This window comes from Frigoribacterium sp. CFBP 8759 (assembly GCF_014841655.1).
Lineage (GTDB): Bacteria > Actinomycetota > Actinomycetes > Actinomycetales > Microbacteriaceae > Frigoribacterium.
The window spans coordinates 859,792-876,028 of record NZ_JACYUH010000002.1 but is presented as its reverse complement, the minus strand read 5'-3'; the positions used below and the strand labels follow the sequence as shown (position 1 = coordinate 876,028).

17 protein-coding genes and 1 pseudogene are annotated in these 16,237 nt (G+C 72.6%); 7 read left to right on the top strand and 11 right to left on the bottom strand.

Annotated elements, in window-relative coordinates:
* Positions 1–481: 481 nt before the first annotated feature.
* Positions 482–949 carry a hypothetical protein gene (locus tag IFT79_RS09395; RefSeq protein ID WP_199736176.1) on the bottom strand — a complete coding sequence of 156 codons (468 nt, stop codon included), beginning with the start codon at positions 947–949 and terminating at the stop codon, positions 482–484.
* Positions 950–1,048: 99 nt separating this feature from the next.
* On the opposite strand from IFT79_RS09395, the gene IFT79_RS09390 reads away from it, so the two are divergent.
* The 4 genes and pseudogenes from IFT79_RS09390 to IFT79_RS09375 all read left to right on the top strand — a co-directional run bounded on the left by IFT79_RS09390 (position 1,049) and on the right by IFT79_RS09375 (position 3,119).
* Positions 1,049–1,546, top strand: coding sequence for a helix-turn-helix transcriptional regulator (locus IFT79_RS09390; protein ID WP_056044948.1), 498 nt, complete (start codon positions 1,049–1,051; stop codon positions 1,544–1,546).
* Positions 1,547–1,578: 32 nt separating this feature from the next.
* A pseudogene (locus IFT79_RS09385) lies at positions 1,579–1,989 on the top strand (GNAT family N-acetyltransferase); the annotation flags it as partial.
* Between the two features lie 131 nt (positions 1,990–2,120).
* Entirely contained in the window at positions 2,121–2,645 is a 525-nt protein-coding gene (locus IFT79_RS09380; protein ID WP_192123746.1) for a DUF427 domain-containing protein, read from the top strand.
* A 33-nt stretch (positions 2,646–2,678) separates the two neighbouring features.
* Positions 2,679–3,119 carry a DoxX family protein gene (locus IFT79_RS09375; protein ID WP_043594883.1) on the top strand — a complete coding sequence of 147 codons (441 nt, stop codon included), beginning with the start codon at positions 2,679–2,681 and terminating at the stop codon, positions 3,117–3,119.
* 47 nt (positions 3,120–3,166) lie between these two features.
* Here the strand turns inward: IFT79_RS09375 and IFT79_RS09370 are convergent, their stop codons facing one another.
* The gene (locus tag IFT79_RS09370; RefSeq protein WP_056044955.1) at positions 3,167–3,757 is read right to left on the bottom strand and encodes a hypothetical protein; all 591 of its coding nucleotides are present in this window, start codon (positions 3,755–3,757) and stop codon (positions 3,167–3,169) included.
* Between the two features lie 287 nt (positions 3,758–4,044).
* Between IFT79_RS09370 and IFT79_RS09365 the strand changes: the two genes are divergently transcribed.
* Positions 4,045–5,643, top strand: a complete 1,599-nt coding sequence (locus IFT79_RS09365) for an MFS transporter (RefSeq protein ID WP_192123744.1) — start codon at positions 4,045–4,047, stop codon at positions 5,641–5,643.
* Here the strand turns inward: IFT79_RS09365 and IFT79_RS09360 are convergent.
* The 8 genes from IFT79_RS09360 to IFT79_RS09325 all read right to left on the bottom strand — a co-directional run bounded on the left by IFT79_RS09360 (position 5,640) and on the right by IFT79_RS09325 (position 13,443).
* On the bottom strand, positions 5,640–6,182 hold the full coding sequence (locus tag IFT79_RS09360; protein ID WP_192123742.1) for a hypothetical protein: 543 nt from the start codon (positions 6,180–6,182) through the stop codon (positions 5,640–5,642). The two genes, IFT79_RS09365 and IFT79_RS09360, sit on opposite strands and share 4 nt — an antisense overlap.
* 20 nt (positions 6,183–6,202) lie before the next feature.
* Entirely contained in the window at positions 6,203–6,682 is a 480-nt protein-coding gene (locus IFT79_RS09355; protein ID WP_123569985.1) for a heme-degrading domain-containing protein, read from the bottom strand.
* Positions 6,683–6,806: 124 nt separating this feature from the next.
* Entirely contained in the window at positions 6,807–8,030 is a 1,224-nt protein-coding gene (locus IFT79_RS09350; protein WP_192123741.1) for a glycosyltransferase, read from the bottom strand.
* 47 nt (positions 8,031–8,077) lie between these two features.
* Complete coding sequence (locus IFT79_RS09345) at positions 8,078–8,953, bottom strand: patatin-like phospholipase family protein (RefSeq protein ID WP_159828863.1); 876 nt, start codon at positions 8,951–8,953, stop codon at positions 8,078–8,080.
* A 104-nt stretch (positions 8,954–9,057) separates the two neighbouring features.
* A complete protein-coding gene (locus tag IFT79_RS09340) occupies positions 9,058–10,107 on the bottom strand; it encodes an MBL fold metallo-hydrolase (protein WP_192123739.1) in 1,050 nt (349 codons plus the stop codon).
* A gap of 112 nt (positions 10,108–10,219) precedes the next feature.
* Positions 10,220–11,251, bottom strand: a complete 1,032-nt coding sequence (locus IFT79_RS09335) for an NADPH:quinone reductase (RefSeq protein WP_192123737.1) — start codon at positions 11,249–11,251, stop codon at positions 10,220–10,222.
* A 124-nt stretch (positions 11,252–11,375) separates the two neighbouring features.
* Complete coding sequence (locus tag IFT79_RS09330) at positions 11,376–12,338, bottom strand: acetylxylan esterase (protein WP_192123735.1); 963 nt, start codon at positions 12,336–12,338, stop codon at positions 11,376–11,378.
* Between the two features lie 61 nt (positions 12,339–12,399).
* Complete coding sequence (locus IFT79_RS09325) at positions 12,400–13,443, bottom strand: LLM class flavin-dependent oxidoreductase (protein ID WP_192123733.1); 1,044 nt, start codon at positions 13,441–13,443, stop codon at positions 12,400–12,402.
* 66 nt (positions 13,444–13,509) lie between these two features.
* Here IFT79_RS09325 and IFT79_RS09320 point away from each other — a divergent pair, with 66 nt between their 5' ends.
* Positions 13,510–13,911, top strand: coding sequence for a hypothetical protein (locus IFT79_RS09320; protein ID WP_056044973.1), 402 nt, complete (start codon positions 13,510–13,512; stop codon positions 13,909–13,911).
* 256 nt (positions 13,912–14,167) lie between these two features.
* On the top strand, positions 14,168–14,785 hold the full coding sequence (locus IFT79_RS09315; RefSeq protein WP_192123731.1) for a TetR/AcrR family transcriptional regulator: 618 nt from the start codon (positions 14,168–14,170) through the stop codon (positions 14,783–14,785).
* A gap of 12 nt (positions 14,786–14,797) precedes the next feature.
* On the opposite strand, the gene IFT79_RS09310 is transcribed toward IFT79_RS09315, so the two are convergent.
* Positions 14,798–16,120 (bottom strand): MFS transporter, encoded by a 1,323-nt coding sequence (locus IFT79_RS09310; protein WP_123569994.1) that lies wholly within the window; start codon positions 16,118–16,120, stop codon positions 14,798–14,800.
* Positions 16,121–16,237 lie beyond the last annotated feature (117 nt).

The window sequence follows — 16,237 nt, the reverse complement described above, 5'->3', positions numbered from 1 at the left end:
AGCTCCGCTTGGATGCTTGAGACCTGCCCGTTGAACGGGTGCGGAGAGAGGTGTTGGGGGCATGTGGAAGTGGCGTGTGTCGGGTGGCTGCGTCGTCGTTCTGGGCATCGCCACGCTGGTGGTCGGCCTATGGCTTACGGATACTTGGCTCTCAGGTGATCTCGTATCCACCGGCCGAGGTCACCCACTCTTGGTCGTCACGACTGGTGGGCTGTTCGCGTGGTTAGGTATCGGTCTTTTCACCCACCCGACGCGGGCAGCAACACGGCTGACTGGTGGCGATGAAATCATGGCTCGAGCTCGACGAGCTCATGCAACGGCACAGCAGGACGCGGCTCGACGCGCGCGGCGGAGGGCTCGCTCAGCTCGGTGGCCATTCAGGTGGTTTGTTCGCGGTTAAGGCGTGCTGCCCGGCAAGGGATCGTTCATTGGATCGATTCGTTCCTGCGGTGCGGCGTGGAGTGAGAGTGATTTCTCGCCTCTACGACTTCACTGTCACGAGGAAGCGCCTGTTGCGCTCGTTGACGAGTTCGCCCGACCACGGTGTCTCGAGGTGCCCGTCGTCCTCGTCGTCAAATCCGCGCAGGGCCGCGCCGCTGGGAACGCGAAGAATTGGTGTCGCGGAGCCATCCTCAGCAAGCACGAGGATGTCCACGACCCGACCGCGGATACGAGTTTCGATGGGGGAGTCGTGGTGGGTCTCGATCAACCGCACTTGTCCGTCCGCGTCCCGCCAACGAAGACAGCCCAGGTCGACTACATCGTTGCGTTCGATCGCCGGGCCGCAACATTCGTGCTCCCAATCGCCCACTTCGACTGTGACTTTCAAGGGTGCTCCTTCCGTGGCTCGTGTCTGCACGTTAGCGGAGCCAAAGCTGGTGCCCGTTAGTCGATCGCTGACCGGACCCGATCGGAGACCGCCGAGGACTGCTGCGGTGGAGGTGATCATCGGGACGGGGTGCCCGGAGGTGCTCTGTCGTGAAGGTGTCGGGTGTCTGTCGGGTCCGTGTCGTGGACCTCGGGGCTGGTCGTTCTTAGTGTGAGGTGCATGAACGAGACACGGATCGTCGATCTCCGGACCCAGATGGGTTGGACCCAGGAACGCCTCGCAGACGCGAGCGGCGTGACCGTCCGCACCGTCCAGAGGCTCGAGGCGGGCAATGACGGGAGCCTCGACACGCTGTCGCGGGTGGCGAAGGCCTTCGGCGTACCAGTCCGTGACCTCTTCGTCACCGTCACCGAGGACGACTACGGCCGCTCGGTCACCGCTCTCGACGAGCGGACGACTCGCCAGCAGGATCGGCGAGGCCGGGTCGAGGAGGGCTTCCGAGCCCTGTACTACGGCGTGGGCGTGCTCTTCACGATCACCGTGGTCGTCGCAGTCGCCACCGACGTCGCGCCGAACGTCGTGATCTTCTCGATTCCCGCCTACTGGATCGCCGGGTGGTTGCTGTCGATGTTCTTGTTCCTCGTCGTCCTCAGCCCCCGCCTGGACCGCGCCTATCCCCTCTCCCGTGCCGCCACGGATGAGGCGACGAGCGGGTAGCCACCGCGTGTCGATGGGAACTCGAAGCGCGTTACCGCCGTCAGTCGACGGGTCAGTCCGAAGAGGGACGTGCCGGGTGGCTGAACTGGATCATCCGATCTGCTGGCGGTGGGCCGGCCGTCGGATTCGTCCAGGCGACGCTCACCCGCGAGGGCGCTGACCTCGTCGCTGATCTCGCGTGGCTGGTCACGGCCTCGGAACAGGGTCGCGGTCTCGCCGGGGAGGCGGCGACAGCCGTCGTGACGTGGCTGACCTCGCTGGGTGTCGGGCGCCTTCAGGCCTACATCCACCCCGACCACGAGGCGTCAGCTCGGGTGGCCCGTCGGCTCGGGCTCGTACCCACGTCGACGGTCGTCGACGACGAGATCCTCTGGGAAGCCGTCGTCGCTCCCATGGCACAGCGGCACGAGGGCGTCCGTCAGTCGATCGTCCAGCGGGGGTAGGTGCGGATCGGCCGTCGGGCATCAGCCTCGTGGTGGAGTCGGCGCTCGTCCGGCCACCCCAACCGGCCACGGGGGCGACGGCTGCGGGCGACCCGGTGCGGCGTCCCAGCCCCGCGGCGCATCATGAGGCCATGCCCTTCTTCCGCCGCCCCTCCCGTCCGTCCCACTCCGTCCGCGTCGAGCCCGGCCCCGGGCAGGAGTCCGTGTGGGACTACCCCCGCCCGCCGCGCGTCGAGCCCCGCACCGAGCGCGTCGTCGTCCGTCTCGGCGGCGTCGTGGTGGCCGACACGACGGCCTCGATCCGCGTGCTCGAGACGAGCCACCCGCCCGTCTACTACCTGCCCCGCTCGGACTTCGCCGCAGGTGCCCTGTCGCGCGCCGAAGGGCGAAGCCTCTGCGAGTTCAAGGGCCAGGCCGGCTACCTCGACGTGACCGGCGGGGGAGTCGTGGCGCGCCGCGCCGGCTGGTCCTACGCCGAGCCCTGGCCGGGCTTCGAGTCCCTCGTCGACCACGTCGCGCTGTACCCGGGCGCCATGGACTCCTGCGAGATCGACGGCGAGGTGGTCCAGGCGCAGGAGGGCGACTTCTACGGCGGCTGGATCACCGCGAACCTGGTCGGCCCGTTCAAGGGCGCACCCGGCACGATGGGCTGGTAGGGACGAGGGCCCCGACAGGAGGAGACTGGACGGATGTCCAGACGCCCCCGCCCCCGCCCCACGTCCCTCGCCCGCACCCTGGGCCGCATCGCCCTCGGTGGCGCCCTGGTCTTCGCCGGCACGAGCCACCTCACGTTCGCCCGCGAGCCGTTCCAGGCCCAGGTGCCCGAGTGGTTGCCGCTCGACGACGACTTCGTCGTGCTCGCCTCCGGCGTCGTCGAGATCGGCATCGGCGCGGCCCTCGTCGTCGCCCCCAAGCACCGCGTGACCGTCGGATGGGTCGCCGCGGCGTTCTTCACCGCGATCTTCCCCGGCAACATCTCGCAGCTCGTCACGCACACCGACGCGTTCGGCCTCGACACCGACGGCAAGCGCGCCTTCCGCCTGATCTTCCAGCCGCTGCTCGTCCTGCTGTCGCTCTGGTCGACGGGCGCCTGGCGCGACCGTCGCAGCATCGGCCGTCGCGCCAAGTAGTCACGGTCGGGCCCGACACGACCGGCCCCGACCCGAGGAGGCGCGGCTCAGCTCGACAGCGCCGCCACGACCACCTCGGCGTCGGGGAACCACTTCGTGTAGTGGTCGGGGTCGGCGTTGACCTGGACGGCGTGCGCCGCCTGGGTCGGAGTCAGGTCCTTCCAGCCCGGGATGGCCACGAGCTTCGTGAAGAAGCTGGTGGCCGCCGTGTAGGGGTCCATCCGCTGCTCGTAGGTGCCCCACTGGCCGTTGTCCCGTTGCTGGAAGAGCCCGCGGCTGTCGGGCCCGACGGCGTCGCCGTAGTCGATGTTGCGGAGGCTCGACTCACCCATGGCGGTCATCACCCCGATGGCCTGGGTGTGCTCCCCGATGCCCTGCGCCCGGGCGGCCAGCATGATGTACGCGGCGTTCACCAGCCGGTCCTGGCAGTACCCGGCGACCGGCCCGGCCGGCACCTCGATGTCGCCGACCATCACCGGGTCGACCTCGGGGCAGGCCGGCACGGGCGTCGACGTGATCGCCGTGACGTCCTCGTCGCGGGGCGCCGTGAGCGCCGAGACGACCATCGCGACGGCGACGACGAAGGCGACGAGCCCCACGCCGAACACGACGGAGACGGCGATCAGCACGCGGCGCACGGCGGGCCTCCTGAGGGTCGGGTGGGGTGGCGATCAACGGGCGGCGACCGGCACGGAAGTCGTCGTCGAGGATAGGCGATCCGCTCGGCAGTTCGTCCCGCGTCGGCTGGGCGGTGGGTGTGCCTCCCTCCGAATGCCCTGGCAATCCACCGCCGACATGCCGGTAACGTTGCCCGCCGTCGACCCGACCACTCGGGCCGCGGCAGCCGGGCACCGCCCCTCCGCAGCTCGATCGCCGCGGCGCCCGTCCCTGCGACCGGCGCCCGAGATCCAGAGGAACGTCGTTCATGGGAACCCCACCCACCCCTGCCCGCGAGACCCGTCCCGACCGCCCGACCCGCGCCTCCGGACGGAGGCGCCCGCGGCGTCTGCGCGTCGACGACGTCACCGTCGTCGACCCGGCGATGATGAAGCGCGCCATCGGCGGCACCGTCGTCGGCAACACCATGGAGTGGTACGACGTCGGCGTCTACGGCTACCTCGCCGTCACGATGGGCCGGGTCTTCCTGCCCGAGGCCGACCCGTCGCTGCAGATCCTCTTCAGCCTCGGCGTCTTCGCCTCGACCTACGTCGCGCGTCCGCTCGGCGGGGTCGTCTTCGGCCGCCTCGGCGACCGGGTCGGACGTCAGAAGGTGCTCGCGACCACGCTCATCCTGATGGCGGGCGCGACCTTCCTGATCGGCGTGCTGCCCGACTTCGCCGCGATCGGCGCCCTCGCCCCGATCGCCCTCGTCGTGCTCAAGCTGCTGCAGGGCTTCTCGACCGGTGGTGAGTACGCCGGGGCGACGACCTTCGTCAGCGAGTACGCACCCGACAAGCGGCGAGGGTTCTTCGCGAGCATCCTCGACCTCGGCAGCTACCTGGGCTTCGCGCTCGGCGCCGCGGTCGTGTCGGTGCTGCAGCTGCTGACCACCGAGCAGCAGATGCTCGACTGGGCCTGGCGGCTGCCCTTCCTGCTGGCCGGCGTGCTCGGCGTCGTCGCCATCTACTTCCGCCTGAAGATCGAGGAATCGCCCGCGTTCCAGGCGACGCAGGACGCTCAAGAGAACAAGGTCGGCGAGATCGCCGACGCGCAGGGCCGTCCGCGCAACACCCTCGCCCTCGTCCGGCAGCACTGGCGTCCGATCGTCATCGCGATCGGCCTCGTCGCCGCCTCCAACACCGTCGGCTACGCGCTGACCAGCTACATGCCGACCTACCTGACCGACTCGCTCGGCTACGACCCGCTGCACGGCACGCTGCTGACCATCCCGGTGCTCGTGCTGCTCGCCCTGCTGCTGCCCGTCGCCGGGCGCCTCAGCGACCGCATCGGTCGACGTCCCGTCATGTGGCTCGGTGCCGCATCGGTGCTGCTGCTCGCCCTGCCCGCGTTCCTCCTGATCGGCGTCGGCAGCATCGCGACGACCCTCGCCGGGCTGTCGCTGCTCGCCGTGAGCGTCGCGCTCTGGGTGTCGAGCCAGGCGTCGTCGCTGCCCGCGCTCTTCCCGACCGCGAGCCGCTACGGCGCGATGGGCGTGTCGTACAACGTCGCGATCGCCGTGTTCGGCGGGACGACGCCCCTGATCATCCAGGCGCTGCTGCAGGCGACCGGCAACGAGCTCGTGCCGGCGTTCTTCCTGATGGCGACCTCGCTGGTCGGAGCCGTCGCGGTGTGGTTCATGAAGGAGTCGTCGCAGCGCCCGCTGCCCGGCTCGATGCCGAGCGTGGCCACGGAGGCCGAGGCGCACGAGCTCGTCGAGACGCAGGACGCCAACCCGAACATCGACCTCGGCGACCTGCCCTTCCTCGACGCCGAGCCCGCCCAGAACGTCGACCCCACCGAGCCTGACGAGCCCGCGACGACGACCGCGTCCGCTGCGTCGCCCTCGCGGGGGACCGTGCGCTAGAGCAGTTCGGCCCGATCGGCGAGGTACGCGGCGAGGTCGCGGACCTCGCTGATCGTCGTGCCCCACCGCACGAGGGCGTGCCCGTCGCGGACGAGGAGGCGCTGCTCGCCGCCCTGCAACGCCGCGGTCGACAGGTCCACCGGCTCGTACCCGTAGTTGACGACCTCGCCCTCGGCGAAGTGGCCGCGCACGGCCGCCCGCCGTTCGGCCTTGCGCTGCTCGACCTGGGCGGACAGGTGCTGGGAACGGGTCGGCGTGACCGCCCGGGTGATGCGTCCGGTCTCGAAGACGCGGCCGTCGGTGCCGAGCAGCAGCACGCCGAGTCGCCAGGCGCGCCCGGCGGGCTCGAGCGACTCGGCGGTCTTCACCACGACGATGCGCCGGGCGGGCTTGTGGCGGGCGAGGGCCTCGGTGCGCGCCCCGCGCGCGGCCAGGTCGTCGGTCGCCTGCTCGACGAGGGCACGGAGCGAGGCGGCCGCCTCGTCGTCGGACGGGGACTCGGGGGCCGGCACCGCGCCTCCTGCGGTCGGGTCGTCCACGTGATGCTCGGGCGGTGGGCTCAGGCGTCGTAGCCGTGGTCGAGGAAGTCCTCGATCACGTCGACGACGAACGCGTGGTCGTCGGCCTGCGGCAGGCCGGAGACGCCGGCCGAGCCGACGACGCCGACGCCCGTGACCCGCACGGGGAACAGCCCGCCGTGCGCGGCGTAGAGGCCGGTGTCGAGGCGCGACTTCTCGTCGAACGTGCCGCCCTGCACGCGGAACGACTCGCCCACCCGGTACGAACTCTGCCCGTAGCGCTCGACCACGCGGGCCTTGCGGTCGAGCCACTCGTCGTTGTCGAGGCTGCTGCCGGGCAGGGCCGCGTGGAACGCCCGCTGCCGACCGTGCCGCACGGTGACCGCGACGGCGAGGTCGCGGCGTCGGGCCTCGGCCAGGAGGTGCGCGCCCAGGTCGAGGGCGACGTCGAGGGTGAACCGCCGGAAGACGAGGCGCTCTTCTTGTTCGATGAGGGTCTGGAGCAGGGTGTCGTCGGTCATCGGTGGCCTCCTGGGGTGGTCGGGCGAGCTGGTGGGTCGGCACGGGCGTGCGGCGGCGCGCCGTCGCGGGACGACCCGAGCCTAGGCCCGGCCCCCGTCAACGGGCTGGTGGCGTCGGGAGGGGTCAGGCCGAGGCCGCGGCGCAGGGCGACCCCTGGCGGGCGAGCGACCCGCAGTAGACCCCCACGAGGTCGTCGGCCGAACGTGACCACGGGTGGTCGAGGGCGTGGGACCGGGAGGCGCGCGAGAGCCGGTCGCGCAGCCCGGCGTCCGCGAGCACCTGCGTCATCGCCCGGGCCCAGGCCTGCGGGTCGCGCTGCGGCAGCACGAGGCCCGTGACGCCGTCGACCACCGACTCGCGGAGGCCGCCCGACGCCGCGGCGATCACCGGGACCCCGCTGGCCGCGGCCTCGAGCGCGATGAGCCCGTAGGTCTCGGAGTGGGAGGGCACGAGCACGAGGGCCGCGTCGCGCAGCAGTGCGGCGAGGCCGGGCCGCGATCGCGGGCCCAGGAAGTGCACGGTGAGGTCGAGGTCGTCGCTCAGGGCGCTCAACTCGGACTCGTACCCGGCGAACTCGGTCGAGGCGCCGCCGGCGATGACGAGGTCGGGGCGCACCTCGGCGGGGACCGCCGCCACCGCGCGCAGGGCGAGGTCGGGTGCCTTGAGCGGTTCGAGTCGCCCCGCCACGACGACGTACGGGCGGCCCGGGGCGGTCCGGCCCGCCTCGGCCGGGTGGAAGAGCTCGCCGTCGACGCCCGGCAGGACGACGTGGACGCGGTCGGGCGAGCCGCCGAGACGGGAGGTGACGGTCCCGGCCTCGGCGTGGCTGATCGCGACCACGGCGTCGGACTCGCGGGCGAGCCGTTCTTCGCCGGCGATCCTGCCGGGGGACTCGGCGCGTTCGCCGTGCGAGAGGGGGGTGGAGTCGTGGGCGGCGATCGAGTGGAAGCTCTGCAGGTGGGGCACGCCGAGGGCACGGGCCACGGGAAGCGCGGCCATGCCCGAGAACCAGTGGTGCGAGTGGACGACGTCCCACGGGCCGAGCTCGGCGAGCCGGTCGCGGAACTCGTCGACGTAGAGCTCGTTGCGCCCCTTCGTGACCGGTTCGGCCGGGCCGGCCTCGAGGAACCGCAGCGTGACGCCGGGGGCGAGGGCCAGGCTCGCGGGCTCGTCGGGCGAGGACCGGCGGGTCAGGATCTCGACCTCGTGGCCCGCGGCGCCGAGCGCCTCGGCCTGGTTGCGGACGACGACGTTCATGCCGCCGACGTCGCCCGACCCGGGCTCGGCACCGGGGGACGTGTGCAACGACACGAGGGCGATGCGGAGCGGGGAGGAGGCGGTGGTCACTTCCCGAGGGTACCGGCCCACCGCCCCCGCGGTCTGCGCGTCGCCGGTCAGGCGACCCCGCCCGCCCAGAAGGCCCGGACGTCGTCGAGCACGGCCTCGGCCTGTCGGCGACCGGCCTCCGCCGCGGGGCGACGGGTGGTCGTCGCGAGGACGTCGGTGCCGAACGCCTGCAGGGACTCGGCGTCCGCCTGGACGACCAGGACGTCCCGGCCGGCGGTGCGGCGCGCCTCGACGACCTGCGGCAGCGTCGGGCCGAGCGGCGAGACGTCGAGCTCGGGTCCGCACGACAGCACAAGCACCCGGTCGTAGTCCTCGGCGAGGTCGGCGTTGGTGCCCGAGCGCACGCCGCCGTCCATGGTCGGGCGGCCGTCGACGTCGACGGTGGGCCAGACGACGGGCACCGAGCAGCTCGCGGCCACGGCCCGGTACAGGTCGACGCCCGAGCCGGCGTCCAGCGGACGGAACGAGCCGTCGGTGGCGTCCACGGTGCAGACGGTCAGGGCGGCGTCGGGCCAGGCCGCGCCTCCGAAGCGCTCCCGCATGGCCGTGACGAGTTCGGGTTCGTCCGCGACCACGGGCGTCTCGCGCGCCAGGGCGCCGATGCGGGCCCGCGCCTCCTGCTGGTCGGTCGCCCCGGCGAGGGCCTGCCCGAGGGTCTGCTGGAACACCTCGGGGTCGATCGAGCCCGACGGCAGCTCGGTCACGGCCTCGAACTGCTCCCGCAGGCCCTCGTCGACGCGGCCGAGCCGCACCATCGTCCCGACGACGGATCCGGCCGAGGTGCCGACGACGAGGTCGGCCTCGTCCACGGGCACGCCCGCCTCGAGCAACCTCGACAGCACGCCGAGCTCCCAGGCGATGCCGGTGATGCCGCCACCGCCCAGGACGAGGGCGGTGCGGGTGGGGGTCGTGGTCGTGCTCATGTCTCTCCTCGGTCGTGGTGGCGGTCCGGGCAGGAGGCGCGGTGCGTCACCCGGGGCCGCGCTCGACACTAGGCCGGTCACCTCGCCACGTCCTCGGGCGGGTGTCAGGCGGAGCGCAGCTCGTCGGCGCGGCCGAGGTCCTGCACGTGCCACTCGGTCTGTGCGAGGGCCGAGCCGAGCCGGTAGCCGTGCAACGAGGCGATGCCGCCGCTCCACGACATCCGCTCGGCGACCTGCCACACCGTCGGCCGGTCGAGCGCGTCCAGGGCGGCGGCCGCGTCACGGCTGCGGTCGGCGCGGTGCGCGATCAGGGCCTCGGCCCGTGCGCGGAGGCCGACGAAGCGGTACTCGTGGCCGGGGCACACCTCGAGGGCGTCGGGGCCGGCGACGTCGAGCGCCACCATGCGGTCGAGCGAGGCGAGGTAGTCGGTCAGTGGGTTCTCTCCCGTGCGCCCGCCGAGGCCGATGCCGGGGTTGATCCGCGGCAGCACGTGGTCGCCCGTGAAGACGAGTCGCTGCTCGGGCTCGACGAAGCAGAGGTGGCCCGCCGTGTGACCCGGGGTGTGCACCGCCCGCAGCAGCCGTCCCGCGACGGGCAGCACGTCGCCGTCGCCGAGCAGCAGGTCGGCGGTGAGCACGGGCAGGTGGCGACCCGACCCCCACGACGCGACCAGCGCCTCCTGGTCGTCCCGGGGGGCGCCCCACCGGGCGATGTCGGCGTCGGCGGCCGCGGCGTCGGACGGCCGTTCGCCCAGCGCGCGCTGCTCGGCGGCGTGCAGGGCGATCCGGGCGCCGGAGGCCCGACGCAGCGCCTCGGCTCCGCCCAGGTGGTCGGCGTGCAGGTGGGTCACGGCGATCAGGTCGACGTCGGCCAGCGAGTGGTCGACGTCGGCGAGGGCGCTCTCGAGGCGGTCGAGGTTGGCCTCGACTCCCCACCCGGGATCGATGACCGTCAGGGCGCCGTCGGAGCCCTCGACGACGTAGCCCAACGAGTGGTCGTCGATGCCGTCGCCGAACTCGAACGCGACCGACCAGACGCCGTGCCGGACCTCCTCCACGGGCGGCAGCGCGCCGCGACGGACGACGTCGGCCTGCACGGGGCTGAGCGGGACGGGAGGGGCAGGAGGCGCGGGTCGTCTGGTGGCGTCGGTCACCCCGCGAGCCTAGCCAGCGCCGCCCGCGCCGCCCCGCGTCCGTCGAGGCGGCGCCGGGCCATGCGCAGCCCGTCGTCGACGCGGTGCCCGTCGTCTGCTCGGCGCCCGTCGTCTACTCGGCGGAGACCTCGATCAGCACCTTGCCGACCACGTCGCCCTCGACGGCCTCGTGGGCGGCGGCCGTGTCGGCGAGCGGGAAGGTGTGCAGCGGCAGGCCGGCGGCCTCGCCGACCGGCAGCACGCCGTCGCGCAGGGCCGCGGTGACGTCCTCGACGGCGGCCTGCAGCGCCTCCTCGCCCACGGTGTAGAGCAGGACGAACTGGAACCGGGTGTTCGTGATCATGTTCGCCCGGATCGGGATGGTCGTCGTGTCGCCGCCGTTGTCGGCGTAGATCGCCACGGAGGCGCGGTGGGCGACGACGTCGGCCAGCAGGTCGGCGTTCTGCGAGATGGCGACCTCGACGACGACGTCGACGCCGGCGGGGGCGATCTCGCGGATGCGGGCGGCGGCGTCGTCCGTGCGGTAGTTGACGACGTGGTGGGCACCGGCGGCCGTGGCCAGGGCGGCCTTCTCGTCGCTGCTGATGGTCGTGACGACGGTGGCGCCGGCCCAGCGGGCGAGCTGGATGGCGGCGTGACCGACCGCACCCGCGCCTCCGGCGACGAGGACGATGGCGCCGTCGAGGCTGCCGGGGGTCAGGCGGCTCGGGCCGTCCTCCCACACGGTGAGCGCGCGGTGGGCGGTCATGGCGGGGACGCCGAGGCTCGCACCGACGTCCAGGCCGACGCCGTCGGGCAGCGGGACGACGCGGGACGCGGGCAGGACGGTGAACTCCTGCGCGGTGCCGGTGGGGCGCTGGTGGGCCGAGAGGTAGGTCCAGACGCGGTCGCCGACCGAGAGGCCGGTGACGCCCTCGCCGACGGCGTCGACGACGCCCGAGCCGTCCTGGTTGGGCGTGACCTCGGGGAACGGCAGCGACTCGCCGGGCCCACCGCCTGCGCGGGACTTCCAGTCGGTGGGGTTGACGCCCGAGAACACGACGCGCACCCGCACCTCGCCGGCGGCGGGTTCGGGCAGGTCGCGGTCGACGAGCTGCAGCACGGTGGGGGCGGGTCCGGTCTCGGAGTACACGATCGACTTCATGCCCGGAGCCAACCAGACCCGGCCCCGCCGTGTTCCCGCCCGGGACGCCACCGAGTGGACACGGCACCGCTGCACGTCACGGTGTCGTGCCCACTCGACGGCGTCGTGTGGTGCGCGGGCCGGCTCAGGACCCGGCGCCGCGGAACAGGGCGAGCGCCAGCAGGTCGTCCTCGAACCCGCCGCCCTCGTGCCCGTTGTACGGCCACACCGTGACGTCGGCCGCCCCGGCGTACGCGTGGAACGCGCCGAACACCGTCGACGGCGGGCAGGTCGGGTCCATCAGCGCCGTCGTGAACAGGGCCGGGGCCGTGGCCCGCCTCGCGAAGTTGACGCCGTCGAAGTACGCGAGGACGTCGTGCACCGAGGAGGCACGGTGCCGGTGGACCGCCAGGTAGCGTCCGATCTCCTTGTACGGGTCGGCGTCGGTGATGACGGTCGCGCGCCGGAAGTCGCAGAGGAACGGCACGTACGCCGCGACGGCGGCGAGGTCGGGGACGAGTCCCGCGACGGCGAGGGCGATGCCGCCGCCCTGGCTGCCGCCGACGACGGACACCCGGGAGGCGTCGACGACGTCGAGCCCGCGCGCGGCCTCGACGGCGCGGACGGCGTCGGCGAACACCCGGCGGTAGTAGTAGGTCTCGCGCGAGTCGATGCCCCGCGTCATGACGCCGGGGTGGGCCGGGCCCGAACCGTCGGGGTCAGGGGTGGCGCCGAGGCTCCACCCCGAGCCCTGGCCACGGGTGTCCATCTGCAGGTGCGCGAAGCCGGCCGACGACCAGAAGAGGTTCTCGACGGCGGCCCCGCGTCCGCCGCCGTAGCCGACGAACTGGACGACCGCCGGCAACGGTCCCTCCGCCTCGGCGGGCACGCGCAACCAGGCCCGCACGGGCTGACCCGCCCACCCGGAGAACGTCACGTCGTAGACGTCGACCGTCGTCAGCCCCGTGTCGACCCGGTCGACCCGCAGGTCGAGCGGGTGCGCCCGCGTCTCGGCGAGCGTCGTCGCCCAGAACTCGTCGAAGTCGTCGGGGTCGGTCTGGGTGCTGCGGTACTCCCGCAGGGCGGGTTCGGGCAGGTCGGTGAACATGCCCCCTTGTCTACCGCAGCCCGCGACGACAGCCGAGGAGGCGCGGTGCAGGAGGCGCGGCTCAGCTCGCGCGGGCCAGGTTCGGCACCCAGCCGAACGCCGGGGCGACGTGGTCCGCCACCGTCTGCAGCAGACGGGCGTTGTAGGCGACCCCCAATTGGTTGGGCACCGTCAGCAGGATCGTGTCGGCGTCCCGGACCGCGGCGTCGGCGGCCAACTGCTCGGCGATGACGTCGGGTTCGCCCACGTAGCTCTTGCCGAAGCGTGACCGCACGCCGTCGAGCAGACCGACCTGGTCCTGCGAGTCGGCCTGGGCGCGGACGCCGAAGTAGCGACGGTCCTCGTCGGTGGTGATCGGGATCACGCTGCGGCTGACGGACACCCTCGGCTCACGGGCGTGCCCGGCGGCGCGGTAGGCCTCCCGGTACAGCGCGATCTGCTCGGCCTGCAGCTCGTCGAACGGCACCCCCGTGTCCTCCGTCAAGAGGGTGCTGCTCATCAGGTTCATGCCCTGCTCGCCGGTCCAGACCGCCGTCGACCGGCTGCCGGAACCCCACCAGATGCGCTCGCCGAGGCCGGGGGAGTGCGGCTCGACCGAGAGCCCGTGCGACCAGCCGGTCATCCTGGGGTCCGACTCGGCGACGTCGGCGCCGTCGATCGCCGCCCGGAACGCCTCGGTGTGTCGGCGGGCGAGGTCGGCGTCGCTCTCGCCGTCGAGGGGGACGTGGCCGAAGGCCTCCCAGCCCCGCAGGGCGGGCTCGGGTGATCCGCGGCTGACGCCGAGCTGCAGGCGCCCCGCGCTGATCAGGTCGGCGGCCGCCGCCTGCTCGGCCATCGAGAGCGGGTTCTCGTAGCGCATGTCGATCACGCCGGTGCCGAGCTCGATGCGGGTCGTCCGCGCGGCCATCGCCGCGAGCAGCGGGAACGGGTTGGCGGCCTGGCGCACGTAGTGGTGCACGCGCAAGGCGGCCACGTCGACGCCGATCTCCTCCGCGGCCTCGGCCAGCTCGATCGACTGGACCAGCGCCTCCCGGGCGGTCGGCGTCGCCGAGCCCCGCACGTCCTGGTAATGGCCGAACGACAGGAACCCGATGCGCTTCTTCATGACCGGGCGAACCCCCGACGTCGCCCGGCCATTCCGTCGGGCGGCCGTGCTGGGTAGCGTGGTGCCGTGGAGAACCGCTTTCGCATCGACGGTGACGACCTCGGCATCGACCTGCGCGCCTCCTCGGTCACGCTCGGAGACGACGGCGTCGTGGACGCCCGCATCGTCGCGGGTCGGGTGCCCGAGGTCGCGGACTGGTCCGACGAGCCGCCGTCGCTGGTGTTCCGTGACGTGCCCGTGAAGTTCGACGGCGCCACCTTCGGCGCCACGGTCGACGACGACCTGCTCGACGAGCACGAGATCGTCTTCCGGCTCGGCGAGAACCTCGACGTGCACGGGGTGCTCAGCCTCGGTGCCGGCGACCGGCTGCGCTTCGTGGGCACCACGCACGTCTCGGGCGAGCCGAAGGCCTGGCGCCTCGACGTCTCGATCGGCTTCGGCGGATCGGCGCGGCGCACCGCGATCTGACGCGCGGTCGACACCGGGAGGCACGGGTTGTGCCCCGGGGACGGCCCCTGACGACGGGCGGCGAGTGGGGTGCGGGGTGCGCGACCGGCCTGGGGACGTGGTGAGGGTCGGACGGTCGCGCACCGCGCGGTCTCCTGATGCTTCGGGTTCACCAGGCGATCACGATGGTAGCGCCTGGATACCCGTCGGTATGCGCCTTCTCCGGGGGCGGCGCGGGTGACTTCTGAGGATCACCCGCACCCGTTAGGGTCGCAGCATGGCCACCACCTCCGGGGCTCCGATTCCCCGCATCCCACGAGCCGAGGTCAAGCAGCGGCTGCTCGACGCGGCGGCCGAGCTGTTCTCCCGACGCGGGGTGCACGCGACCACCCTGGACGACGTCGCGCGGGCCGCCGGGTTCAGCAAGGGTGCGGTCTATTCGAACTTCTCGTCGAAGGACGACCTGGTCCGCAGCCTCATGCGTCGCGAGACCGACGGCGCGCTCGGCGCCCTCGAGGGCATGTTCTTCCCGGGCACCTCGCTCGACCAGCTGCCCGAGAAGATCGGCACGGCGTTCGCGCCCTACGGCCCCGGGCAGGTCGAGGACTTCGCGCTGATGAGCGAGTTCCGCGCGCACGCCCTCTCGCACCCCGAGGTGATGGCGGACTTCGTCCGTCAGCGCCGCGAGGTGCTCGACGCCCTGCACGGCCTCGTAGAGGAGGTCTTCCAGGGGCAGACCGTCCTCGTGACCGGGCTCGAACCGCGGACGCTCGCCCGCGTCCTCATCTGCATCACGTTGGGCGTCGCCTTCGACTGGCCCGCCACGGGTGAGCAGGCGGCCGGCGACGTCATGGGCGACGTCGTCGCCGCCCTCACCCGCGGCGTGACCCCTTGACGCCCGCCCGGCCTAGCGCTGCTCGATCGTGACGACGGGCACGTGCCAGCGGGTCCGGACCTGCAGGGTCAGCTGACCTCGCCGGGCGAGCACCAAGGCCGTCACGGCGGCGGCGACGGCCGGCACGCCGCCCGAGACGATCATGCCGACGTGCGTGCCGAAGGTCTCGACGATGACGCCCATCAGCGGTCCGCCGATCGCCTGGCCGCCGAGCAGCACGAGGATGTACAGCGACATCACGCGCCCCCGGATCGCGATGTTGCTCGACATCTGCACCAGCTGGTTCGCGGCCGTCAAGAACAGCAACGACGCGAGCCCGACGCCGACGAGGACGACGGCGAACGGCACGAGCGAGGGCATGGAGCCGGCGACGGCCTGCAGCACGCCGGTGACGAGCACGCCCAGCACGATGGTGCGCAGCCGGATCGTGGCGCGTCGCGTCGACAGCAGGGCGCCGGTCAGGGCGCCGACGGCGATCATCGAGTTGAACAGGCCGTACCCGCCGGGCCCCACGTCGTAGACGTCCGCCGCGAACGACGCGAGCAGCACGGGCATCGTGAGGCCGAACACGGCGTAGACGCCGACGAGCAGCACGGGCACGACGATCGTCGGCTTCGAGCGGGCGTAGGCGAGGCCCTGCCGCAGCTGGCCGCGGCCTCGTGCCGACGAGGCGACCCGGGTCATCTGCGCGGTCCGCAGCATCGTCAGCATCACGACGACCACGAGGCAGGCGACGCCGTTGACGACGAACGCCCACCCCGCGCCGACCGCCAGCAGCAGCACGCCGGCGATCGCGGGGCCCACCATGCCGCCCAGCTGGAACACGCTCGAGTTGACGCTGATGGCGTTGCGGAGGTGGGTGTGACCGACGAGCTCGGTGACGATGACCTGTCGGGCCGGGTTGTCGACGACGGTGACGAGGCCCGTGGCGAAGGCGATGGCGAAGACGTGCCAGGCCTCGACGACGCCCGCCAGGGTCAGGGCGGCGAGCCCCAGGCTGAGCACGGCGAACACGCTCTGCGTGACGAGCATGAGGGCGCGCTTCGAGAAGCGGTCGACGATCACCCCGCCGAGCAGGCCGAAGAACAGCATCGGGGCGAACTGCATGGCCACGGTGATGCCCACGGCGGTCGCGCTGCCGGTCAGTTCGAGCACGAGCCAGTCCTGGGCGATGCGCTGCATCCACCCGGCGGTCATCGCCACGACGTTGCCGGCCGTCCAGAGACGGAAGTTCGGCACGCTGAGGGCGATGAAGGTGTGCCGCCACGGCGGGCGGGTCGTGCTGATCGGGAGCGGGGCGGTCGGGGGGAAGTCGGTGCGGGGCGGGGCGGACATCACGTTCCTGCGCTGGTGGTTCGGTTCATTGTCTGCACCAACGGTAGGGCCGGCCTGGTCATTCGGACCCCGGTGGGGGATGATCAATCACATTGGCTTCGTGAATGACGAGGCCCG

Bases quoted from the DNA above. Each gene is read 5' to 3' on its own strand.
- IFT79_RS09395 (WP_199736176.1), bottom strand. From the start codon at position 949: ATGATCACCTCCACCGCAGCAGTCCTCGGCGGTCTCCGATCGGGTCCG.
- IFT79_RS09390 (WP_056044948.1), top strand. From the start codon at position 1,049: ATGAACGAGACACGGATCGTCGATCTCCGGACCCAGATGGGTTGGACC.
- IFT79_RS09380 (WP_192123746.1), top strand. From the start codon at position 2,121: ATGCCCTTCTTCCGCCGCCCCTCCCGTCCGTCCCACTCCGTCCGCGTC.
- IFT79_RS09375 (WP_043594883.1), top strand. From the start codon at position 2,679: ATGTCCAGACGCCCCCGCCCCCGCCCCACGTCCCTCGCCCGCACCCTG.
- IFT79_RS09365 (WP_192123744.1), top strand. From the start codon at position 4,045: ATGGGAACCCCACCCACCCCTGCCCGCGAGACCCGTCCCGACCGCCCG.
- IFT79_RS09355 (WP_123569985.1), bottom strand. From the start codon at position 6,682: ATGACCGACGACACCCTGCTCCAGACCCTCATCGAACAAGAAGAGCGC.
- IFT79_RS09345 (WP_159828863.1), bottom strand. From the start codon at position 8,953: ATGAGCACGACCACGACCCCCACCCGCACCGCCCTCGTCCTGGGCGGT.
- IFT79_RS09335 (WP_192123737.1), bottom strand. From the start codon at position 11,251: ATGAAGTCGATCGTGTACTCCGAGACCGGACCCGCCCCCACCGTGCTG.
- IFT79_RS09330 (WP_192123735.1), bottom strand. From the start codon at position 12,338: ATGTTCACCGACCTGCCCGAACCCGCCCTGCGGGAGTACCGCAGCACC.
- IFT79_RS09325 (WP_192123733.1), bottom strand. From the start codon at position 13,443: ATGAAGAAGCGCATCGGGTTCCTGTCGTTCGGCCATTACCAGGACGTG.
- IFT79_RS09315 (WP_192123731.1), top strand. From the start codon at position 14,168: ATGGCCACCACCTCCGGGGCTCCGATTCCCCGCATCCCACGAGCCGAG.
- IFT79_RS09310 (WP_123569994.1), bottom strand. From the start codon at position 16,120: ATGTCCGCCCCGCCCCGCACCGACTTCCCCCCGACCGCCCCGCTCCCG.